This window comes from Alkalihalobacillus alcalophilus ATCC 27647 = CGMCC 1.3604, assembly GCF_000292245.2.
In the GTDB taxonomy this organism is placed as follows: Bacteria; Bacillota; Bacilli; order Bacillales; family Bacillaceae_D; genus Alkalihalobacillus; species Alkalihalobacillus alcalophilus.
The window spans coordinates 1-22,248 of sequence record NZ_ALPT02000067.1; the positions used below are offsets into that span (position 1 = coordinate 1).

Genomic DNA, 22,248 nt, shown 5'->3' on the forward strand with positions numbered 1-22,248 from the left:
AACTTGTTTCGCTTTAATTGCGACTTGATTATCTTAACATTTTTCAATCACTCACGTCAACAACTTTTTTATTTTTATTTTCTAGCTAAGTTGTTTTCGTTTTAGCGACAAGAAATAATATACCATCATTATTAGATAGGATCAATACCTTTTTAAATAAAAATCAAAAAAAGTTTTACCACAACGTAATTTTATTCAAAACGTAATATTCGATCGGAAACCCTCTTGTGATAAATTGTACTCAACATCAGAAATCCGTGTTATCTATATTAACCCTTTTTATCCCTTAAGACTAGCTCTTTTCCCATAAAAATTATAATTTCCTTTTATAGCTCCTATTATCCATGAAACTCTTTACTATCATTCATTCACCGTCTTGCGTCTATCTAAACATTTAATAGTAGCTGCCCCAGAAAAACATAAATAGGTCTTCTAGAAAAAAGCCCTCTTTCTATCCCCTAAAGCTAAGAGGCAAGACGAGCACTTTACGAACAGGTGGCATCAATGAATTTCATCCTATCCTAAAGCCACTAAAAAAACGGTCTACTCGTTATAATATGGTTGCATTAATTAACTTAACTCCACTCCGCAAATGAATTGGGAATCTACTCTCTATTCACTGTGGACTCTCCCGTCCTTCTCATTAGAGAATACAAAAAGACTGCCCGCATAAGGTCATTCTCATGACTTTATGGGACAGTCCGTTTTCATTTGTATTAATTTTATTCCGTCACGTCTTTTCCGCGCATTTGTGGGAATAAAAGAACGTCTCGAATCGATGGTGAGTTGGTTAACAGCATAACGAGTCGGTCGATACCGATCCCTAATCCACCCGTTGGAGGCATACCATACTCTAGCGCTTCGATAAAGTCTTCATCCATCATATGAGCTTCATCATCACCTTGTTCACGTTCCACTAATTGTTGCTCAAAACGTTGCCTTTGATCAATTGGGTCATTTAACTCTGTAAAGGCATTCGCATGCTCGCGTCCCACGATAAACAACTCAAAACGATCTGTAAAACGTGGATCTTCAGGATTTTTCTTAGCTAATGGAGAAATCTCGACTGGCTGTCCATAAATAAAAGTTGGTTCAATTAAATTCTCCTCAACAAAATGTTCAAAGAATTCATTAATAACATGACCATAAGTCATCGTCTCTTTTACATGTACCCCATGTTCTTTCGCTAATGCTCTAGCTTCCTCATCGCTCATTTCTTGCCAGAAATCAACACCAGATGCTTCCTTAACCGCATCAACCATATGGACTCTTTTCCATTCTGGTTTTAAGTCAATTTGATATTCACCATAAGTTACCGTTGTTGTTCCAAGAACTTCTTCAGCAATATGGGCAATTACATTTTCCGTTAATCTCATAATGTCTTTATAATCTGCATAAGCTTCGTAAAGCTCAATCATCGTAAATTCAGGGTTATGACGAGTTGATACACCTTCATTACGGAAGACGCGACCAATCTCATACACCTTTTCCAACCCACCTACAATTAAACGTTTTAAATGTAGCTCAATCGCGATACGCATATAAAGCTGCATATCTAATGCATTATGATGAGTAATAAACGGGCGAGCAGACGCTCCACCTGCAATGGAGTGCATCGTTGGTGTCTCAACCTCTAAGAAACCTAGTCCATCTAGATAACGGCGCATAGATTGTAAAATTTTACTTCTTAAAATAAACGTCTCACGTACATCAGGGTTTACAATTAAATCTACATAACGTTGACGGTAACGTTGTTCAACATCCTTTAAACCGTGGAATTTATCTGGTAACGGACGTAATGATTTAGATAATAACTCAAAGTTGGTCACTTTAATTGAAAGCTCACCTACTTTAGTTTTAAAAGCAACCCCTTTAATCCCAACAATATCACCAATATCAATCGTATTAAAGATCGCATACTGCTCTTCACCAATTGCATCTTTTCGTACATAAATTTGAATTTGACCCGTTAAATCTTGAATATGAGCAAACCCTGCTTTGCCTTTTCCTCGCTTAGTCATCACACGACCAGCTAAGATAACTTCATGCGATTTTTCTTCTAGCTCTTCTTTTGTTTTTTCTGAGAATTGATTAGCCATTTCAACGGCTGTATGTGTACGCTCAAACTTTCCACCAAACGGTTCAAGTCCTTGCTCTTCAAATTGTCTTAATTTCTCTCTACGTACTTTCAATTGATCGTTTAATTCCAATTCTTGACTCACGACTCTTCATCTCCTCTTTTAACTCACATACTTACTGATAAAATACTTTATTAAAAACACTATTGCTCAATATGAAAAAAGTTATACACCTTCTATATATTCAATAGCATTTGCCACTGCTATGTAGAAAGACTGCTAGTCGATACCAGCAGTCTAATGATCTCACACGGATTATAGTGAAGTCTACAGAAAAAGTCAAACAACACTTGTTTCTTGTTCGACGATTCGTTCTTCAACCTCTTCAACAAAAGCATATAGCGTCTCGGCTACATGATCTCTTGTTTCAAATTGATTGATTTCATCCCGGACTTTTCCGCTTCCTTTAAGCCCTTTTAAATACCACGCTGCATGTTTTCTCATTTCTCGAACCGCTACTGGCTCACCTTTTAAATCAATCAGACGATCTAGGTGCAACATACAAACATCGATTTTCTCACGTGCTTCTGGCTCAGGGTGCAATACTCCATGTTCCAAATACTGAATCGTACGGTATAACATCCAAGGATTCCCGAGTGCCGCACGACCAATCATTACCCCATCAACTCCAACTTCATCAAGCATACGACGGGCATCTTGTGGTGTTTTTACATCCCCATTACCAATGACAGGAATATTAACCGCATCCTTTACTTCTTTAATAATATTCCAATCCGCTACTCCTTCGTACATTTGCACACGGGTACGGCCATGAACAGCAACCGCACTCCCTCCTGCACGTTCAACTGCACGAGCATTTTCAACCGCAAAAACGTGGTCCTCATCCCAACCAATTCTCATTTTAACAGTTACAGGCTTTTTAACCGCATCAACAGTTGCCGCAACCATCTCATAGATTTTATTTGGATCAAGTAACCACCTTGCCCCTGCATCACATTTTGTAATTTTAGGTACAGGACAGCCCATATTAATATCGATAATATCGGCATTTGTATTTTCATCTACAAATTTTGCCGCCTCTACTAATGTTTCTTTTTCGCCGCCAAAAATTTGTAAACTTAATGGTTTTTCACGCTCGTCTACATATAACATACTTAACGATCTCGCATTTTTATGCAAAATTGCTTTATCACTAACCATTTCCGCACATACTAGTCCAGCACCAAACTCCTTAGCAATCAGACGAAAGGCCGGATTACAAACACCCGCCATTGGAGCTAGTACAACTTGGTTTTTCATTTCAATATCGCCGATTTTTAACATTATCGATTCACCCCCATCATGAATCACTCTTAATATCTTCTTCTGTTATATTTAACGTCACAACAATACGTTCTATCAGATAATCATCTGGAACACGGTTTCCTCTTTCAATTTCACCAAGAACAGAGACAGATATACCTAATTCTTTTGCGAAGCTTTTTTGTGTATACCCCTTCAACTTACGAAAGGCTCGTATTTTTCTTCCTAAAAGTTCGGAATCCAACGCTTAACACCCTCTTTATCAGGTAAAGATTGAGCAATCTCTCCTACCGTTTTTTGTTGATTACATATAAGACGATCAGGTTGCAAATCAGATAATGGTATCATAACAAATGCCCGTTCTAACATTCTCGGGTGAGGAATTGACAAGTTCTCCACTTCCATATTCTCTTCATCATAGAGTAGAATGTCAAGATCCAATGTTCGGGGGCCCCACCTCACATCACGCTTGCGTCCGCACTCTAATTCTATCGATTGAGTTACTTCCAATAATTTCAAAGGTTCTAAACTCGTCGCAATTTCTACGACCATATTCAAAAATGGTTGTTGATCGACATAACCGACTGGCTCTGTTTCATAAATGGGTGATTGATTGTTCAGCTGAATATGCGTGTGCTCCTGAAGTAAAGCAAGAGCCTGCTTTAGATACTCTTGTCTATTGCCAATATTAGAACCAAGAGCAAGCAAAACTTTATTATCCATTTTTACGCTCCCTCTTAATTTCAATGGCGACTGACTTATAGTGCCCAGGAATCGGCGGATCTGGTTTGATTACTTTCACCGTACAAGAGTGAAGGTGCGAAAAATCTGCCAATAAAGATTGAGCTATTTTTTCAGCGACTGCTTCTACCAACTTATATGGTTTTCCCTCAACAACTTCTTTTACTATGTTGTAAGCATCCGCATAATTAATTGATAGTTCTAAGTCATCTGCTTCGCCTGCTTTTTTTAAATCTAATTCTAAAATTAGATCAACTTGAAATCGTTGTCCGAGCACTTGCTCTTCTTTAAAGACTCCATGGTATCCATAAAACGATAACTCATTTAAATAGATTTTATCCAATTCGAGCATCTCCTTTTGCAAGCATTGCATCCATCATTTTTGTCATTCTTGTCATTTCTTTGACATCATGTACTCTTACAATTTGACAACCTTGTGCCACCCCGTAACAGACAGTCGCTCCTGTCCCTTCCGTTCTTTCATCTACAGGTAAGTTTAAGGTTTGGGCTATGAGTGACTTTTTAGATGTTCCTAATAAGACAGGATAGCCCATCGCTACGAACTCGCTAAGGTGACGCATCGTCTTTAAGTTCTCCTCATATGTCTTAGCAAAGCCAATGCCTGGATCAAGAATGATATGTTCTTTTGGTACACCCGCTCGTAAACAAATATCAATACTTTCCTGTAAATCTTTTCTCATATCTAAAATAAGATCCTGATATATACCTTCTTCCCGGTTATGCATAAGAATAATCGGAACATTATATTGGACCGCTAACTCAGCCATTTTTGGGTCTTTTTTTGCTCCCCATATATCATTAATAACGGATGCTCCTGCTTCTAATGCCGCCTTGGCTACTTCTGGTTTATAAGTATCAATCGAAATAGGCACATCCACTTCAGTAGCTACGGCTTTGATAACAGGAACGACACGCTTAATCTCCTCTTCAATCTCGACATATTCAAAACCAGGTCGTGTCGATTCACCACCGATGTCTAATATATCTGCCCCATCTAAGACCAGTTGTTTTGCTCTTGCAACCGCTCGTTCAATCCCATTGTATTTACCACCATCGGAAAAAGAATCTGGTGTCGCATTTAATATCCCCATCACATATGTTCGGTCTTCAGCTAATAACGAACGATTCCTTTTTAATAAAGTATCCAAAAGTCTACACACTCCTTAAAGCTTATAACGACTCCACAGCTTCTTTTGTTTGCTTAATTGGTATTCCCGATCGAGCAACTCAAACACACGGGAGTCATCTATTTGGTTATCCTCTAAAATCAATGGTACAAGTTCCTGAATAGAATTCGTCATAAAGATTTCATCTGCTGCTTCTAGTTCATGTAACTGATAAAGTCCTTCTTCTACCTTAAGGTTTGCTTTTCTTAACAATGTTATCACAAATTGCCGCGTTACCCCGTTTAATATGCCTGTCGCAACAGACGGTGTATAGACTTGACCATTCTTCACCCAAAAAAGATTCGACACTAGCCCTTCAGCCACATAACCTTCTTCCGTTAGAAAAACTCCTTCAACATCTGGACTATTATGAACCATTTCTCTTTTCGCCAAAAGATTATTTAAATAATGGTGCGACTTCAAACGAACTCTTCCCTCAGGTGTATTTCTTCTCAGTGCTAAAATCTCAACTTTTTTGGGTATTGTTCTTTTGGCTGGCAAAGGTTTGATCAGTACCGTTAAAGTCGGCTCCTTATATACCCCTGCAAAAAGCCCCACCTCTTGTGGACCAGCTGACACATTCCACCGCACATAAGCATCTTTTAATCGATTGGCTTTTAATAATTGCTGCAGAATGCTAACAGCCTCTTCCTTTTCCATAAACCAGTCAATGCCTATTTGCTTTAATCCTTCTTGTAAACGGAGAAAATGGTCATCCAATAAAAATGGATGACCATCATAGATGGCAAATGTCTCAAATAATCCGACCCCATAAAGATAACCGTGATCAAACACAGAAATCTTTGCTTCCTTTGAGTCAATAATTTGGTCATTTAAATAGATGTACATGATTGAGACTCCTTTGGATAGGCTTCAAGGAAATTCTTTAATAATCGTTTTCCTTCATTCGTCATAATCGACTCCGGGTGAAACTGAACACCCTCTACAGCGAGCTCCCTATGGCGAATCGCCATGATCTCTCCTTCCGCCGTTTCGGCTGTCACTTCAAAACAATCAGGCAAGGTTTCTTTTTTGACAATTAGCGAATGATAACGCGTCGCAACAAACGGACTTGGAATGCCTGCAAATACTGTTTTACCGTTATGAGTCACTTCGGATGTCTTCCCGTGCATTAAACGCTCGGCTCTAATCACATCGCCACCAAAAACTTGGGCAATCGATTGATGACCTAAACACACACCAAAAATCGGAATACGCCCCGCAAAATATCGAATCGCCTCCATACTAATCCCTGCCTCATTCGGACTACAAGGACCAGGTGAAATCATTAAGTAATCTGGTTTAAGTTCCTCAATCTCCGCTAACGTTATTTGGTCATTCCGTTTGACTACGAGCTCCTCACCCATTTCTCCTAAATACTGTACCAAATTGTACGTAAAAGAATCGTAGTTATCAATCATTAAAATCATCTTTTTTCCTCCTCAGCTCATCTGTACTTTTTTTCGCCTTAACTCAGCTTCACTCAACTCTAACGCTCGCCATAATGCTTTTGCTTTCTTTAATGATTCTTTATATTCAAAGACAGGGTTAGAATCAATCACAATTCCAGCACCTGCTTGGATATACGCTTTATTATCCTTACAAACAATTGTTCGAATTGTAATATTTAATTCCATTTCATCGTTAAATCCAATCCAGCCGATCGAGCCCGTATATACCGCCCGGCGAACTGGCTCAAGCTCTTCGATGATTTCCATCGTTCTTATTTTAGGAGCACCAGTGATTGTTCCGCCTGGAAAAGTTGCTCTAATCACTTCATAAAGGTCATGGCCTTCTCTTAATTTCCCACGAACATTGGAAACTAAATGCATCACATGGGAATACTTTTCGATCACTAAAAGCTCATTCACTTCCACACTCCCATATTCAGAAACGCGCCCTAAGTCATTCCGTTCTAGATCGACTAACATCACATGCTCGGCTCTTTCCTTTTCATTCGCCAATAATTCATTTACTAATCTTTGATCCTCTTCCTCATCTTTTCCTCTAGAACGAGTTCCAGCAATCGGCCTTGTGCTAATTTCCTGATAATGCTTTTTAACAAGCAACTCTGGAGAGGCACTAACAAACTGAAAATTCGGCGTTTGAAAATAAGACATATATGGGGATGGATTAATTTCTCTAAGTACATTATATACGTGCATCGGTTCTGTGACCATCTCTTGATCATGCCTCACCGATAAATTCACCTGGAATACGTCACCCGCTGCAATGTACGCTTTAATTTTCTCTACTGCTTCAGCAAATTTCTCTTCATTTAACGATGAACTTACTGGTCTATCCTTTGTTAAGTCACCGGTCATAACCCACGGACGAAACGAGCCAAGCTTCTGCCATTCCTGTTCGTAAAAGGCCACTTGCTCTTGTAACTTTGCCTTCTCCTCCTCCTTACCTGTTACAACCACCCACATTTTTTCTGCTTGATGCTCATACACAAAAACTTCATGGAACAACATAAAATAGAGTTCAGGAATTCCCAAATCATCCTCAGCCTCTATAGGCAGCTTTTCAAACTCGCGCACAATGTCATAGCTTAAATATCCGATTGCCCCCCCTTGAAAAGGTGGTAACCCTTCGACATAATCCGTTTGATATGGCGTAAGCTCTTCTTTCATTAATTGCAATAGCTCGCCTTGTTTAGTACTTGTTTTCCCATCTTGTTCAATCGTTAACGTATTTCCTTTACCACTTATAATAGCAAAAGGATGCAACCCGATAATGCTATATGTGCCATTACGTCCACTTTCTAATAAAACATGATGTGGCTCGTCTTTACTTAATTGCTTATATCGTTCAAACCAATTCTTTTCTTCTATATGAAAAGAAGTTGATGATGTCGACCATTTCTGATTCACCGAACCAACTCCTGCCCTCTTCTTTTGCTCTATTTTACATGATAGAAAGCCATAAAGTAAACTCGTCGATTGACAGGCTTTGCAAAAAGTAAAGTTAGAGACGGAATGGAGGCCAACTCCAGCAGGAGGAGTCGGCTAATTAATGTAACTATAATTTAACGAGTAGCTCGTTTTTCAAGGTCTTCAGGAAAGGAGAGGAGAAACCAAAAGGCCCGTCCAACTCCATGCCAGTTTGTGGATGCGTGCCTCTCTCACTTTATCTACATCAAAAAAAAGAGACTGAACCCCAAAAGATCATTTTCATGACTTTGGGACAGCCCTCTTTTAATATAGATTAGTCTTCAAAATTATATAACGGTGTACTTAAATAACGCTCACCATTTGATGGGATAACGGCAACCACTTTTTTACCTGGTCCAAGCTTTTCCGCTAATTGAAGAGCGGCACCAATCGCTGCTCCAGATGAAATTCCACCTAAAATCCCTTCTTCTTTTGCGGCACGACGAGCATAATCAAATGCTTCTTCCGTTGAAATTTGAATCACTTCATCATACACTTCTGTATCTAAAATTTTCGGTACAAAACCTGCTCCAATTCCTTGGATTTTATGTGGACCTGGTTTCCCACCCGATAAAACTGGAGAGTCTTTTGGCTCTACCGCTGCAATAACTAAATTAGGGAAGTGCTCTTTTAAATAACCGCCTGCTCCTGTAATTGTACCACCTGTACCGATTCCTGATACAAAACCATCGATTTGCCCATCCACTTGTTCAAGTAGCTCTTTTCCTGTCGTTTCACGGTGAATAGCTGGATTTGCTTCATTCTCAAATTGTTGTGGCATAAAGTAGCCTTCTTCTTTTGCAAGTTCGGTCGCTTTACGAATCGCTCCGCCCATTCCTTCTGGACCAGGAGTTAAGACAAGCTCAGCACCATATGCACGAAGTAAGTTACGACGCTCTAAACTCATTGTTTCAGGCATCACAAGTTTAGCTTTTAGACCTTTTGCTGCTGCCACCATCGCTAAACCAATACCTGTGTTTCCACTCGTTGGCTCAACGATTGTATCTCCTTCTTTTAAGTCCCCTGATTTAATCGCAGCTTCAATCATCGCTAAACCGATACGATCTTTAACGCTGCTCCCTGGGTTCATAAATTCTAATTTTAAATAAACATCTGCATGTTTGTCTGACACAAGACGATTTAGTTTCACTAATGGAGTTTGCCCGATTAATTCTGTTACTGAATTAACTACTTTCATAAATACGCCTCCTAATTCCAAGTAATTTTATTGGTTTTATTTCCTTAATGATAGCAAACGATTTCTGATAAGTCAATTAATAATTACCCGTTATTCGCCCATTTTTTTCTAAATTCAAATAACAATGTGCTCCTTCTCTTTTTCCATAACAAAGAGGGTCATCCCTTTACAAATGCTCGGACAACCCTGTAAAAATTCTCTTATTTATTGGCTTCTTGATAAAGCTCCTCTAAATCCTCTTTACTAAACTGATACACATCGTTACAGAAATGACAGGAAGTTTCAGCCCCACCATCGACATCAATCATATCACGAATCTCTTGCTTCCCTAAACTAATAATCGCATTAGCAATACGTTCGTGTGAACAAGAACAAGAAAATTCTACTGGCATCGTTTCTAATATTTTGACGTTATTTTCCCCTAATAGTGAATACAAGATTTCTTCTGGTGGCATTCCAAGTTCCACTAATTTGGAAATGGGTGGGATCGAACTCAAGCGTTTTTCAATTTCAGTAATGACCTCATCATCAGCACCAGGCATTAATTGAATGACAAAACCACCTGCTGCTAACACACTTTGGTCTGGATTTACAAGCACTCCCACTCCGACTGAAGATGGAGTTTGTTCTGATGAAACAAAATAGTACGTGAAATCTTCTCCAAGCTCCCCTGACACAAGTGGGACACTTCCAGTAAAAGGCTCCTTCATCCCAATGTCTTTGACGACAGATAACGAACCGTTTGTACCAACCGCACGAGCAACATCAAGTTTGCCATGGTCATTTAGATCAAAATGTACATGAGGGTTCGTGACATAACCACGTGTTTGTCCTTTCGCATTACTATCGACAATAATCGCCCCAATCGGCCCTCCACCTTCGATTTTAACCGTTAACTTTGACTCTCCCTTGAGCATCGTTGCCATCATTGTTCCAGCCATCATCGCTCTTCCTAAAGCAGCCGATGCTGTTGGCCACGTATCTTGTTTCGTTACAGCTATATTAACCATTTCTGTCGCGACAAGACTATATGCTCTAACCTTTCCTTCAAATGCCGTTGCTTTTACTAAATAATCACTCATACTAATAACTCCTTACTTTGTATTTTTCTTATATATCTTATGCAAACCACTTAAAGTTAAATATTTGTCAACAATGTCAATTGACTCTGATTGTTCCGAAATTAATTCTGCTAAGCCTCCCGTTGCGATCACTTTTGGCACTGACTCAGATTCAGCCTTTATTCGGTTCACAATCCCATCTACTTGCCCGACATATCCATAAAAAATCCCAGACTGCATTGCATGTACAGTGTTTTTTCCTAATATATGTGGTGGTTTTGATATTTCGATTCTCGGTAATTTTGCCGCCTTACTAAATAATGCCTCAGTGGAAATTGAAATGCCTGGTGCAATCGCTCCACCTATATATTGGTTATGCTCATTTATAAAACAATAGGTCGTAGCCGTACCAAAGTCGACAATGATGAGTGGAGATCCATACTTTTCAATCGCCGCTACCGCATTAACAATTCGATCAGCCCCAACTTCCTTTGGATTATCATACTTTATATTTAAACCCGTCTTAATACCAGGTCCAATGATTAATGGTTCAAGGGCAAAGTACTTTTTGCACATTTGCTGCATCGTATACATAATCGGTGGAACAACCGAAGCAATAATAATTCCTTCAACATCACGGAATGTCATTTCCGCTTCATTAAATAAACTCTTTAATGTGACCGCATACTCATCCTCTGTTTTTTGACGATTTGTGGCCATTCGCCAGTTAAAAACCAGCTTATCCTGCCGATAAACTCCAAGGCCGATATTAGAATTCCCGATATCCATTACTAAAATCATTTACGTATCACCGCATTTTTATAAAATAATGTTAAAAAAACCGTGGGTCATCACATTTCCTTTTCCTATTATGAATGAAAAAAGAGAGGTTGTCGAATTTGACACCCTCTCTTTGCTTATCGATTATTCACCTTTTTTTGGATCATCAGAAGATCGTTTTTCGTCGTTTTCAACGCTCTCTTCTGACTCTTCTTTTTTCGAGTGAATATTCACTTTTACATCTGACTCATTATCTTTTGCTGCAGAATCTTCATCATCAGCTGACTCAAGAACTGTATTGGAATGATGGTTTTCCGGAAGCTTTCCTTCATTAATCAATGACTGGATTTGCTCCGCATCAAGCGTTTCAAGTTCTAATAAGGTTTCAGCCACTAAGTCTAAACTTGCTTTGTTCTCAGTTAAGATCTCTTTACAACGTGCATAGCATTCTTTAATAATACGCTGTACTTCTAGATCAATTTCGTATGCAATTTTATCACTATAGCTTTGTTCATTTTGAATGTCACGGCCTAAGAATACTTGACCACCTGAACCAGAAACAAATTGTAATGGTCCTAGCTTTTCACTCATACCGTACTCAGTCACCATTTTACGGGCAATTGCTGTTGCTCGTTGAAAATCGTTATGAGCCCCTGTACTCACTTCACCAAATTGAACTTCCTCAGCGACACGACCACCAAGTAAACCAATGATTTTATCAAGTAACTCAGGTTTTGTCATAAAATAACGGTCTTCTTTTGGTAACATGACCGCATAACCGCCAGCCATACCACGAGGAACAATCGTTACCTTATGGACCATATCGGCATTTTCTAACTTAACACCGACAACAGTATGACCAGCTTCATGCCAAGCGACGATGTTTTTCTCTTTTTTAGAGATTACTCGACTCTTCTTAGCAGGACCAGCAATGACACGGTCAATCGCCTCTTCAATATGAATCATACTAATTTTCTTTTGATCATCACGAGCAGCAACTAGTGCAGCTTCGTTTAAAAGGTTTTCTAAATCAGCACCTGAAAAACCTGGTGTACGATTCGCAATCGTTTTTAAGTTAACATCATCATTTAAAGGTTTATTACGAGCATGAACCTTTAAAACATCTTCACGCCCACGTACATCTGGACGGTTAACTTGGATTTGTCTATCGAATCGACCTGGACGTAATAACGCCGGGTCAAGAATATCAGCACGGTTTGTTGCCGCAATAATGATAATTCCTTCGTTTGCACTAAATCCATCCATTTCAACGAGTAATTGGTTTAATGTTTGTTCACGCTCATCGTGACCACCACCAAGACCAGCTCCACGTTGTCTACCTACCGCATCAATCTCATCAATAAAGATAATACATGGTGCGTTCTTTTTCGCATTTTCGAATAAGTCACGTACACGCGACGCTCCGACACCGACAAACATTTCAACAAAGTCCGAGCCACTGATAGAGAAGAATGGCACACCAGCTTCTCCTGCGACTGCACGAGCTAACAATGTTTTACCTGTACCTGGAGGACCAACTAAAAGAACCCCTTTAGGAATACGAGCCCCGATTGCTGAAAACTTTCTTGGGTCTTTTAAGAATTCTACGACCTCAACCAGCTCTGCTTTTTCTTCATCAGCTCCAGCTACGTCTTTAAATTTTGCCTTTTTCTTATCATCATTTACCATCTTCGCCTTACTCTTACCAAAGTTCATCACTCGGCTACCGCCACCTTGAGCTTGGCTAAGTAAGAAGAAAAACAGAATAAAGATAATAATAAATGGAATAATCCCCGTAAAGAATGTCACCCAACCGCTTGTTTCGTCAGCCGGTTGCACCTCATAATCTGGGGCACTCGTTAATAGCTCCGCATTTTGCTCGGTCGGCAATGCGTATGTTTGGAAAAATGCATCTTCATCAGCACCAGCAAGTTGTCCAGTAATTAATAAAACCTGTCTTTCTGGTTTAGCTGTAAGAGATGTCACATTCCCTTGTTCTAAATGGTTTGTAAATTCATCGAACGAAATAGGTTCCGTTTTTGTTTGATCACCACTAAATAACCCGACTATCCCAATAATGACTAGGAAAATGAGTAAATAGAAGATCGTATTACGAAAAATTCGATTCATGTTTGACCTCCTCCCGCGTGCAATAAAGCTTCGTTTATCGTATCACATTTGTTATTTCATTCACAAATATTAACTCTCGTAAATTTCAGGTTTTAAGACGCCAATGTAAGGGAGGTTACGATAACGTTCAGCATAATCTAGTCCATAACCAACAACAAACGCATCCGGAACTGTAAATCCTGTAATATCAGGTACTAAATCAACCTTACGACCTTCTGGTTTATCCAATAAAGTCACAACCTTAACAGACTTTGCCTTCCGATAAAGAAATAGTTTAATCAAATAACTTAAAGTTAAACCACTATCGATAATATCTTCTACAATCAAAATATCTCTTCCTTCTACAGAAGCATCTAAATCCTTAATTATTTTTACTTCACCTGTAGAAACTGTTCCTTTTCCATAGCTTGATACGTCCATAAAGTCCATTTCAAGATGAGTATCGATTCGTTTCGATAAATCGGCCATAAACGGCATAGCACCTTTTAAAACACCAATCATTAAAGGAAACTTATCCTGATATTCCTCGGTAATAGCTTGACCTAATTCTTTAACCCTTTTTTGAATCTCTTCTTCCGTTATTAAAATCTCTTTAATCTCGTCTTTCATCAATTTCTTATGACCCTCCCGTTAATTACGACCGAACAGAGATAATATTTCATCCGTTGGTTTATACATTAATCCGATTTTTTTCGTTCCTTCACTATCAAGATCAGCTACTCGACTTTTCATCAAAAGTGGGACCCAAATAATTTGACCACGTGCATCTAAAACAATCGGCCATCTGTCTCGTAATGATTGACTAATTTTTCGATCAATAAACAATCGATTCAGCTTCTTTGTTCCAGTCATCCCTTTAGCTTCAATCCAATCACCAGGTCGCCGTGTACGAATACAAAATGGGGTTGGAATATTCGCCGGAAGTTGTAAGTAGTACTTATTCCGAGCAACATCTTGCTCCCCTTCTCGTAACTCATAAGCAAAAATATCGCCTAATTGTGTATGTACATTTCCAGGTACCTCGAGATTGTGATAAGAGCCTGCCTCAACATGATATGTATCTTTCCTTGAAAAATGACACACCAGATAGTCTCGATAAACAACTAAACCTTGTCCTACGTCAATTTGCTTTGAAGGTTCTTTAGAATTGAACAATTCAATTATTTGCTCAATATGTATAGAGGATATAAATGGTGAGTTTTTCCCATAAAGATAACTTAATATTAGATGAATCACTCTTCTTTGTAAAGGGATGCGTAAGACTTGAAAACGTTCTTGTGAAATCGTTACAAAACCTTCTTCTTTTTTACTTACAACTGTATGAAAAGCATCCTTTGCAAGGTCTTGTAAATATTGATGATCATCTTCTGACCAGTCACTTTGCCTTTGAATCTGAACATGAGCTTGAGAATTTTCAGATTTTATAAATGGGAGAATTTCTTTTCGATAACGATTACGTGTATATTTTGACGAATAATTACTAGAATCCACTCGAAAAGGAATCTGCTCCTCTTTACAATAGTTCTCAATTTCCTCCTTTGTTATTCCTAAAAAAGGACGGATAAGATATCCATTTCCAAACGGTCGCTTCTTTTTAATTCCAGGTGACTGTAATGGGGTATAGCCACGAATTTGCTTCATTAAAATCGTTTCAATTTGATCGTCCGCATGATGGGCTGTCACTATCGCTATATTCTCTGCCGTAACAAACTCTTGTAACCATTGATATCGTAAATGTCTGGCTGCAAGTTGTGTTGCTACCCCCTCGGCTTTTGCATAGCGAGTCACTTCTAACCTTTTCGTCTCAAAAGGAATTCCTTTTTCCTGACAAAATTCAGAGACTACTTGTTCATCGCAATCGGCTTCGTCTCCCCTTAACTGATGATGGGCATGGACAGCTCTTACTTTAATTGCAAAAAGAGTTTGTCTTCCCCATAAATAATGCAGCAAGGCCATCGAATCTGGACCACCCGAAGTCGCGACAATGACTTGATCAATATGGGTAAAAAGTTGATTCTTTTCTACAAAATCATGAACGCTTTGCTTCATAACGCTGACCAATTCCTCCTTTGCCAAATGAAAAGACCGCTAAAGCAAATACTAAACCAGCAGCAATTGCCCCAGCTTGAAGCATCGTATCTATGCCAATTTGAATCCCTTCTATGTAATCCCCATCTAAAAAGGAAAGCATCGTATAATAAGCCTTGCTCCCTGGAACAAGGGGAATAATCCCTTGGATACTAAACATGGTAACAGGAACCCGAAACCATTTAGCTAGTAAATGCGAGCAGGTTGCTGCCATCAATGCGGCGACCGCGGTGGCAAATACGAAGGAGATTCCTAAAGTTGGCAAAGTGGAATAAATAAACCACGACATCGCACCAATGACTCCACCAATCCATATAATTCGGAGCGGACCATTAAAAATAACCCCAAATGCCACTGTGGCAAAATAGCAAACAATTACTTCAACAATCATTCCCCCACTCCTTTCCCAAGTTCCTGCTGACCGCAGCTAGACACGAAATGCGCAGGGCGTTTGCTCAGAAGTGAGAAAAAATACAGGGCTGGCTAAAAAGTCGCTTTTTGACTTTATAGACAGACCGATTTTTCTCGAACTTCTAACGCCCGCAGCTAGACACGAAATGCGCAGGGCGTTTGCTCAGAAGTGAGGAAAAATACAGGGCTGGCTAAAAAGTCGCTTTTTTGACTTTATAGACAGACCGATTTTTTCTCGAACTTCTAACGCCCGCAGCTAGACACGAAATGCGCAGGGCAGCGTTTAGGCACGAGGAAAAATAAGAACATCCGTGGAAGTCGCTTTTTTGACTTCCTAAGGATGGACGTATTTTTCCCGAGTTCCTGCTAACCGCAGCTAGACACGAAATGCAAAGGGCAGCGTTTAGGCACGAGGAAAAATAAGAACATCCGTGGAAGTCGCTTTTTTGACTTCCTAAGGATGGACGATTTTTCCCGAGTTCCTGCTGACCGCAGCTAGACACGAAATGCAAAGGGCAGCGTTTAGGCACGAGGAAAAATAAGAACATCCGTGGAAGTCGCTTTTTGACTTCCTAAGGATGGGCGTTTTTTCCCGAGTTCCTGCTGACCGCAGCTAGACCAACAAAGCAATTGCAAGGGCGATGCCCGTGGCGATCGATAAAGCTGTTATAAATGTCTCTGCGCCGCGCGATAGGCCTGCGATTAGGTCTCCTGACATGAGATCACGAACTGCATTCGTCAATGGAATCCCTGGAACAAGTGGCATTAAGGTACCGATGATCACTTGGTCTACATTTTCTCCGATTCCTACAATCACAAGAACAATAGCGACTACTCCACCGAGAAAGGCCGCCATAAATTCAGCAAAGAAGCGAACCTGAAAAAACTCCTGTAATAAAAGCAAGCTCCAGCTCGCCGTAAAACCAGCAACAAAAGCTGGTAATGTATCGTAGACATTCCCTCCAAATAAATAGGAAAAAGTGCCGCCAGCGACACCCGAAGCAATATGAATTAAATATGGAGGATAGCTAATCGAGCTCTTCGCAATTTTCTGAAGCTGCTTCCACGCTTCCTCCCCATTAATCTCTCCGGCTACAAGCTCCCTGGAAACTTGATTCACCAACGAAATTTTATTTAAGTCCTGCAGCCTATCATCGACCCGAACCATTTGCATCACATCATCTTTACCTTCTTCTTCAAAAGATAAGAAAATACCGGTCGTCATAACAAAACAATGAACATTTTTAAAATGGCAAGCTTTGGCCATCCTTTCTAATGTTTCCTCAACTCGATATGTTTCTGCTCCGTATGTGAGCATAATCTCTCCGGCCAACAAGCATATATCCATCATCCGATCTGCTTTCATGTAAAGGGTCCCTCCATCCTACTCTTTACATCGTTTGTCCAAATAAGTATAGGATATAAACTAAAATAATTAAAGAGATGATTAAAAAGATTTCAACGATATAAGAGGAACCTTTTGATTTTCTTCTTTTTTTCCTTTTCACCTGTTGGGGTTTAAGCGTTTTCACCTTTTTTTTAGGTGTCATTCTCTTCCCTTTATTAGGTGCTGCTAGAAGCTCAACCACTTCCTGTTTCATCTCACTTGCTCGTTGATACTTTCCTGTTAACGCCTTCCGCAATATCGGTTTAAACAGTTGTAGCCTTTCCTTTTGATTAATTCGCTTTTCTAATAGTTCAAGATTTCCACCCGTACCTTTATCAAAACGACTCGAATAATCACAATTGATCATAATCATTGCAACGGCAAATAAATCATAGCTTGGCTCTGCTTTTCTCGTACCGAGTCCCCAATAACCACGATCATAAAACTCTGTATACTCTTTAATCGAGCGCCCAAGTAGCGTTGTTCCACCGACATCAATCCAGCGTACACGAGGTGGTGGTCCGACAATCATTAAATTATCTGGTTTTAAATCACCAAAAACCCAGCCTTCCACGTGTAAATCTTCTAGATCACCTAAAAGCTGAACAACAAATAAACCTAGCCATTCAGCTCCTTTTCCATTTAAATATTGGATAATAGAATCCCCTTTTAAGTATTCCATCACATAAAAAGGCAACGTACCATCTGTAGTCATCATGTCATCAACATCTAATAATTTTGGACCGAGCTTTTTGCCCTCGACTTTTGAAAAATGCTTTAACACATTCACTTCCGATGTAATCGCCATATTATCAACGGCAATTTTGAGGGCAACCATTTGCGACAACCCATCCTCGGCCAAATATACAGTACCTGTCGCACCGGATCCTAACTTCCGTCTAATTATATATGGATTTGAATGCCATTTGCCGACAAGAGTGTAGCCTGATGGTAAATTAGCTGCCCGGTTCTTCAAAGAGTTGCTCTTCACTCTCCATCAAACTCCTTCTTGAACGCCCTTTTCTAAAATGACTCATCGCTTCTTTTAATGCTGGTCCAGTCGGTGTAATCCCACCAGATGATAATTTGTGAAAAATACCCGTTAAAGAACCGAGCCGCGGCGTCCAATCCATTAGACGATCAATTTCTTTTCGTTTCCCAGGAAATGAATAAAGAGAAAATTGATTTTCTCCCATTCTTGACGTTAAACTAATTGATAAATCAGTTAACGCTTCTTGTACCATTGGAAGTTTATCTCGCATACTAGCACTCGTATCTACGAGAATTAAAACCTCAAGATTAATCGTTTCTCCAAGTTCATCAACTACCTCCATCACTTCGCCCCTTTTTTCAGGAGGTAAGTCTTCCATCTCTTGTGATTTCCCTAATATTTGACTTAACTCTTTGTTGATTACTCCATGGAGTGTTTGTGTCATTGCTTTTCTCGTAACCATTTGAACAGTCTTTGCTAACTGCTTAGCATAAACGATTTGACTAACGCCACCACCTGCGTCTGAGATGGCCTCTATTTCCTGCATCCCTTGCTCGTTTAAATAATTATTGTCGACAATCCCAATAACATTAACCGTAATGCCTTGTTCTCGTGCAAGTGCCGCTATAGCCACTGGATCTTCCCCATCATTTGAATGACCATCCGTTAGTAATAATATTTGTCTTAATGTGCCCTTTGACATCTCGTTTTTCCCTCCCTAGTGGATCGTTGTTACCATCCTTAACCACTAGTAAAGGAAATATACCTTATGCTGACCATTTTGACTTGTAATAAAGCAATGAAACAAACCACCACCTTTACCTTATTTAAATTAAGTAAGCAGTTTTACTGAGCTTTCTTCCTCATCGTTCTCGTTTGTTTATAAATAGGAATAGAAGCCCATTTTGGTGTATTGCTCTTTATTTCCGAGACAACGATTGTCATATCATCCTCTATCGCCCCCCTTCCAGAACGAATCACTTTTTCTAAAATGACATCTGCCACCTCTTGAGGATCCTGTGTTGTCAATTCATTAATAAGCCTCTTCATCCACGCATCCTTATTTTCAACATGTTTAGGAGCTTCAAAAATCCCATCGCTCATCATAATTAATAAATCCCCAGGCTTCAGCTGCTCCGAAACAACTTCTACGTCAAATTCCTGGATAATGCCCATTGGTAAGTTACTCGCTTCAATTTTAATCACTTGTGAACCTCGCTTAATAAAACTTGGTATTGAACCGATTTTTAAAAATTTTGCATGCGCATCATGTAAATCAATCATCGCTAAATCCAAAGTTGAAAACATTTCATCGTTATTTCGAATTGATAAAACCGAATTCACAGATTTAATGGCCACTGTCTCTTCAATTCCAGATTGTAAGATTTTCTGAAGGAGCTGTAATGTTTCATTGCTTTCAAAATGAGCACGCTCCCCATTGCCCATCCCGTCACTGATCGCAATCGCATGCTTTCCAGAGCCTAAATCAATCGTCGAATAACTATCACCCGATATCCAAGCACCTCCTTTTGCTACATGAGAAACACCAGTCTCGACAACAAACCTCCTTGCTGACACAAACGTTACATGGCTATAGCCATTCGGATATACCGCCCTTTCTTCACTATTCACCATTAACGTTTCTGATAATAAATCCGATAACATCGGGGCAATCACCTTTTCATATTGACCATGCCCTTCGTCAAAAGCGACACTCATTTCAATTTCAACAGCTCCCTTCTCTAAGCTATATACATCCACATGCCCTACTTCTAAACCTACACTTCGTAACGCTTCTAAAATGCTTTCCTCTTGATTATGAAACGCTTGCTTCTCCTTTTGAATTTCTTTTGCAAAATCACCCATCACTCGTGATACACCCAACAGTTGATCCGCTACGAGTTTTTGACTTTCCATCACCTGCTTCCTAAGCTTCTGATTAACCATATAAGAGCTATGTTCCTGCTTAATCGTGTCGATCACCTTTTCAGGACGAATGCAATATTTTTTCCACTCAGCTTGTAACACCTTGTCTTTGACATGACCATTTTTCTCTGTTTCAAGCATCAAATTTTGCATCGAATCATACGTTTTAGAAAAATTCTGCACCCAACAACGCTCTTTTTTAAAGCATGTTTGACACGTCTTTTCAGTAACTTGACTAAGGAAATAATCAAATTGACGTTCTTCATCCTCTAATGAAGGATCAACATTGGCACCAGTCTGAAAGCTTTGTGATAATGTTTGAAAAAGGGTCGAAAACTGTTCGACTTTCCCAGCAGTCACGTCTCTAATTTTCCTCAGATACTGCTGCTGTTCTTTTGAATATTCAGTTGTACCAGGAATATAGCGGGCTAATTTAGAGATCATTTCTTTTGGCGTCATCATAAAGATGAGAATGGCCACTAAAGACTCTAATAACGTAACGGTTATATTAGCCGCCCCGTCACCATACATTCCTATTAAGAGAGTTCCTACTAATAAACCAAGGGCAACACCTACCTTTTTCCCTTCTTTTAATAAACCACCGAGTAAACCTGCAAAGGCAAGCAAACTCATTTGGTACAAGCTAGCAACACTAGCCAAACTTAAGATCAGTCCTGTCACGACCCCTACAGTTGACCCAATGGCCGCCCCCCCAATAAAGGCAAAGATCAAGACTAGATAACGAGCTAATACATGCTCAACCGACATCTCATAAAAGGACCAGCCAACCGTCCCTGTCATAACAGATGCTAAAAGAATAATGAGACATATAATCTCTTCGTTACGCAACGGATGTTGAAGCTTTTTAGAAGTAACAAGCGGTACACTTTGCATAAAAATCATTGTGAGAATAAAACTTAAGCCTGCTTCTACTGTAGCCATCATGAGGGCATAGTTTGTAATCGAACCATCTATGATAAAGACAAGCAGTAATCTTGTCGAGATACTAGTCACAAACACGGTATAAGGAAGGAGTTTCACTGGGTCATCAAAAAATTTCGTGACTAGTTTCTGAATGAGGATGTACCCGATTATTGCACAGAGGACGAATATAAATTCACCATGATAACTGAGGAGGGCCCCTGCTAGTAATGAGATAGATGCCACCCCCGCCCGTTCCCGCTTTATCATAAAAACCGCTGCTAAAAAAGGGAGCACAAAAGGTGTTAGTTCGGATAAAATCATGGCTCGTCCTAATAAAAAACCGACTATTACCACTAACAGTCCCCACTGGTAAAATAGTTTATGAATGAGATTTTCTGTTTTCTCGGCTACGATTCCCATTCCATTTGCCACTCTATCATAGACGAGCGAACTCTTATTTAATGCTAACCAACCTTTTGTCATTCGTTTCATCATTACGAACCACCATCCTTTTTGAAATGTGGTTTTATTATAAACAGATGAAACTCTCATTTTTTGTCAAAATGACAACGTCGAATCAAAAAAGTGTTCGACTCTTTTCGGCTTGTTTTCATCTTAATTCACAAGACAACACATAAATGTCAAATAAATCAGAAAATTTATTGATGGATTTATACGTTTACTGATGAATGCTGTGGAGAGAAAATATGAATAATCTTAAAATGAACGGTTGATTTTTTGATAATGGAGGTAAACAAAGGGTTTTTGACTAAATCTAAGGGGCTAAGAGGGAAGCTCGCTTTGTCGAAAGAAGAGTAAAGATTAGCTAAATGGTTCAAAGTTTCATTTACTTAGAGTCAACCATTCTCTAATAGATCAATTTGGACACAAAAAAACCTCATCACTATTATGATGAAGTGTACTTGTTATATTTGGTAGCGGCGGAGGGGATCGAACCCCCGACCTCACGGGTATGAACCGTACGCTCTAGCCAGCTGAGCTACACCGCCATATTGATTAATGTCATTTGCGACAAGTATTAATATACATCGTTTACAGAAGGAAGTCAATAGTATTTTTAAGATTG

General features: G+C 39.5%; 20 protein-coding genes and 1 tRNA gene. All 21 read right to left on the bottom strand.

From position 1 onward, the window contains the following. Positions 1-722: 722 nt before the first annotated feature. The gene (gene lysS, locus BALCAV_RS15745; protein ID WP_003321785.1) at positions 723-2,222 is read right to left on the bottom strand and encodes a lysine--tRNA ligase; all 1,500 of its coding nucleotides are present in this window, start codon (positions 2,220-2,222) and stop codon (positions 723-725) included. A gap of 195 nt (positions 2,223-2,417) precedes the next feature. Continuing rightward, entirely contained in the window at positions 2,418-3,422 is a 1,005-nt protein-coding gene (gene dusB / locus BALCAV_RS15750; protein WP_003321786.1) for a tRNA dihydrouridine synthase DusB, read from the bottom strand. A 16-nt stretch (positions 3,423-3,438) separates the two neighbouring features. Continuing rightward, a complete protein-coding gene (locus tag BALCAV_RS15755) occupies positions 3,439-3,645 on the bottom strand; it encodes a helix-turn-helix transcriptional regulator (protein ID WP_003321787.1) in 207 nt (68 codons plus the stop codon). Next, positions 3,627-4,124 (bottom strand): 2-amino-4-hydroxy-6-hydroxymethyldihydropteridine diphosphokinase, encoded by a 498-nt coding sequence (gene folK, locus BALCAV_RS15760; protein WP_003321788.1) that lies wholly within the window; start codon positions 4,122-4,124, stop codon positions 3,627-3,629. Before folK ends, BALCAV_RS15755 begins: the two co-directional genes overlap by 19 nt. Next, entirely contained in the window at positions 4,117-4,485 is a 369-nt protein-coding gene (gene folB, locus BALCAV_RS15765; protein ID WP_003321789.1) for a dihydroneopterin aldolase, read from the bottom strand. The genes folK and folB overlap by 8 nt, the downstream gene beginning before the upstream one ends. Beyond that, positions 4,478-5,254 carry a dihydropteroate synthase gene (folP, locus tag BALCAV_RS15770; protein WP_081939313.1) on the bottom strand — a complete coding sequence of 259 codons (777 nt, stop codon included), beginning with the start codon at positions 5,252-5,254 and terminating at the stop codon, positions 4,478-4,480. Before folP ends, folB begins: the two co-directional genes overlap by 8 nt. 72 nt (positions 5,255-5,326) lie before the next feature. Beyond that, on the bottom strand, positions 5,327-6,178 hold the full coding sequence (gene pabC, locus BALCAV_RS15775) for an aminodeoxychorismate lyase (protein WP_003321791.1): 852 nt from the start codon (positions 6,176-6,178) through the stop codon (positions 5,327-5,329). Continuing rightward, a complete protein-coding gene (pabA, locus tag BALCAV_RS15780; protein ID WP_003321792.1) occupies positions 6,163-6,759 on the bottom strand; it encodes an aminodeoxychorismate/anthranilate synthase component II in 597 nt (198 codons plus the stop codon). Before pabA ends, pabC begins: the two co-directional genes overlap by 16 nt. A gap of 12 nt (positions 6,760-6,771) precedes the next feature. Then, positions 6,772-8,205, bottom strand: a complete 1,434-nt coding sequence (locus BALCAV_RS15785; protein ID WP_003321793.1) for an anthranilate synthase component I family protein — start codon at positions 8,203-8,205, stop codon at positions 6,772-6,774. A 334-nt stretch (positions 8,206-8,539) separates the two neighbouring features. Next, positions 8,540-9,463: a cysteine synthase A gene (gene cysK, locus BALCAV_RS15790; protein WP_003321848.1), complete on the bottom strand. Its 924-nt coding sequence runs from the start codon at positions 9,461-9,463 to the stop codon at positions 8,540-8,542. 200 nt (positions 9,464-9,663) lie between these two features. Beyond that, on the bottom strand, positions 9,664-10,545 hold the full coding sequence (gene hslO, locus BALCAV_RS15795) for an Hsp33 family molecular chaperone HslO (protein ID WP_003321849.1): 882 nt from the start codon (positions 10,543-10,545) through the stop codon (positions 9,664-9,666). A gap of 12 nt (positions 10,546-10,557) precedes the next feature. After that, positions 10,558-11,325, bottom strand: a complete 768-nt coding sequence (locus BALCAV_RS15800; protein WP_003321850.1) for a type III pantothenate kinase — start codon at positions 11,323-11,325, stop codon at positions 10,558-10,560. A gap of 123 nt (positions 11,326-11,448) precedes the next feature. After that, a complete protein-coding gene (ftsH, locus tag BALCAV_RS15805) occupies positions 11,449-13,434 on the bottom strand; it encodes an ATP-dependent zinc metalloprotease FtsH (RefSeq protein WP_003321851.1) in 1,986 nt (661 codons plus the stop codon). Between the two features lie 69 nt (positions 13,435-13,503). After that, positions 13,504-14,043 (bottom strand): hypoxanthine phosphoribosyltransferase, encoded by a 540-nt coding sequence (gene hpt / locus BALCAV_RS15810; protein WP_040324115.1) that lies wholly within the window; start codon positions 14,041-14,043, stop codon positions 13,504-13,506. A 21-nt stretch (positions 14,044-14,064) separates the two neighbouring features. Then, positions 14,065-15,483, bottom strand: coding sequence for a tRNA lysidine(34) synthetase TilS (gene tilS, locus BALCAV_RS15815; RefSeq protein WP_003321853.1), 1,419 nt, complete (start codon positions 15,481-15,483; stop codon positions 14,065-14,067). After that, a complete protein-coding gene (locus BALCAV_RS15820) occupies positions 15,464-15,913 on the bottom strand; it encodes a threonine/serine exporter family protein (RefSeq protein ID WP_003321854.1) in 450 nt (149 codons plus the stop codon). The genes tilS and BALCAV_RS15820 overlap by 20 nt, the downstream gene beginning before the upstream one ends. Before the next feature lie 633 nt (positions 15,914-16,546). Next, positions 16,547-17,299, bottom strand: a complete 753-nt coding sequence (locus BALCAV_RS15825) for a threonine/serine exporter family protein (RefSeq protein WP_003321855.1) — start codon at positions 17,297-17,299, stop codon at positions 16,547-16,549. A gap of 25 nt (positions 17,300-17,324) precedes the next feature. Then, positions 17,325-18,311 carry a serine/threonine protein kinase gene (locus BALCAV_RS15830; protein ID WP_040324116.1) on the bottom strand — a complete coding sequence of 329 codons (987 nt, stop codon included), beginning with the start codon at positions 18,309-18,311 and terminating at the stop codon, positions 17,325-17,327. Further along, a complete protein-coding gene (locus tag BALCAV_RS15835) occupies positions 18,277-19,014 on the bottom strand; it encodes a VWA domain-containing protein (protein WP_003321858.1) in 738 nt (245 codons plus the stop codon). Before BALCAV_RS15835 ends, BALCAV_RS15830 begins: the two co-directional genes overlap by 35 nt. Positions 19,015-19,157: 143 nt before the next feature. Then, complete coding sequence (gene spoIIE / locus BALCAV_RS15840) at positions 19,158-21,653, bottom strand: stage II sporulation protein E (RefSeq protein WP_003321859.1); 2,496 nt, start codon at positions 21,651-21,653, stop codon at positions 19,158-19,160. 441 nt (positions 21,654-22,094) lie between these two features. After that, positions 22,095-22,171, bottom strand: a tRNA-Met gene (locus tag BALCAV_RS15845). Positions 22,172-22,248 lie beyond the last annotated feature (77 nt).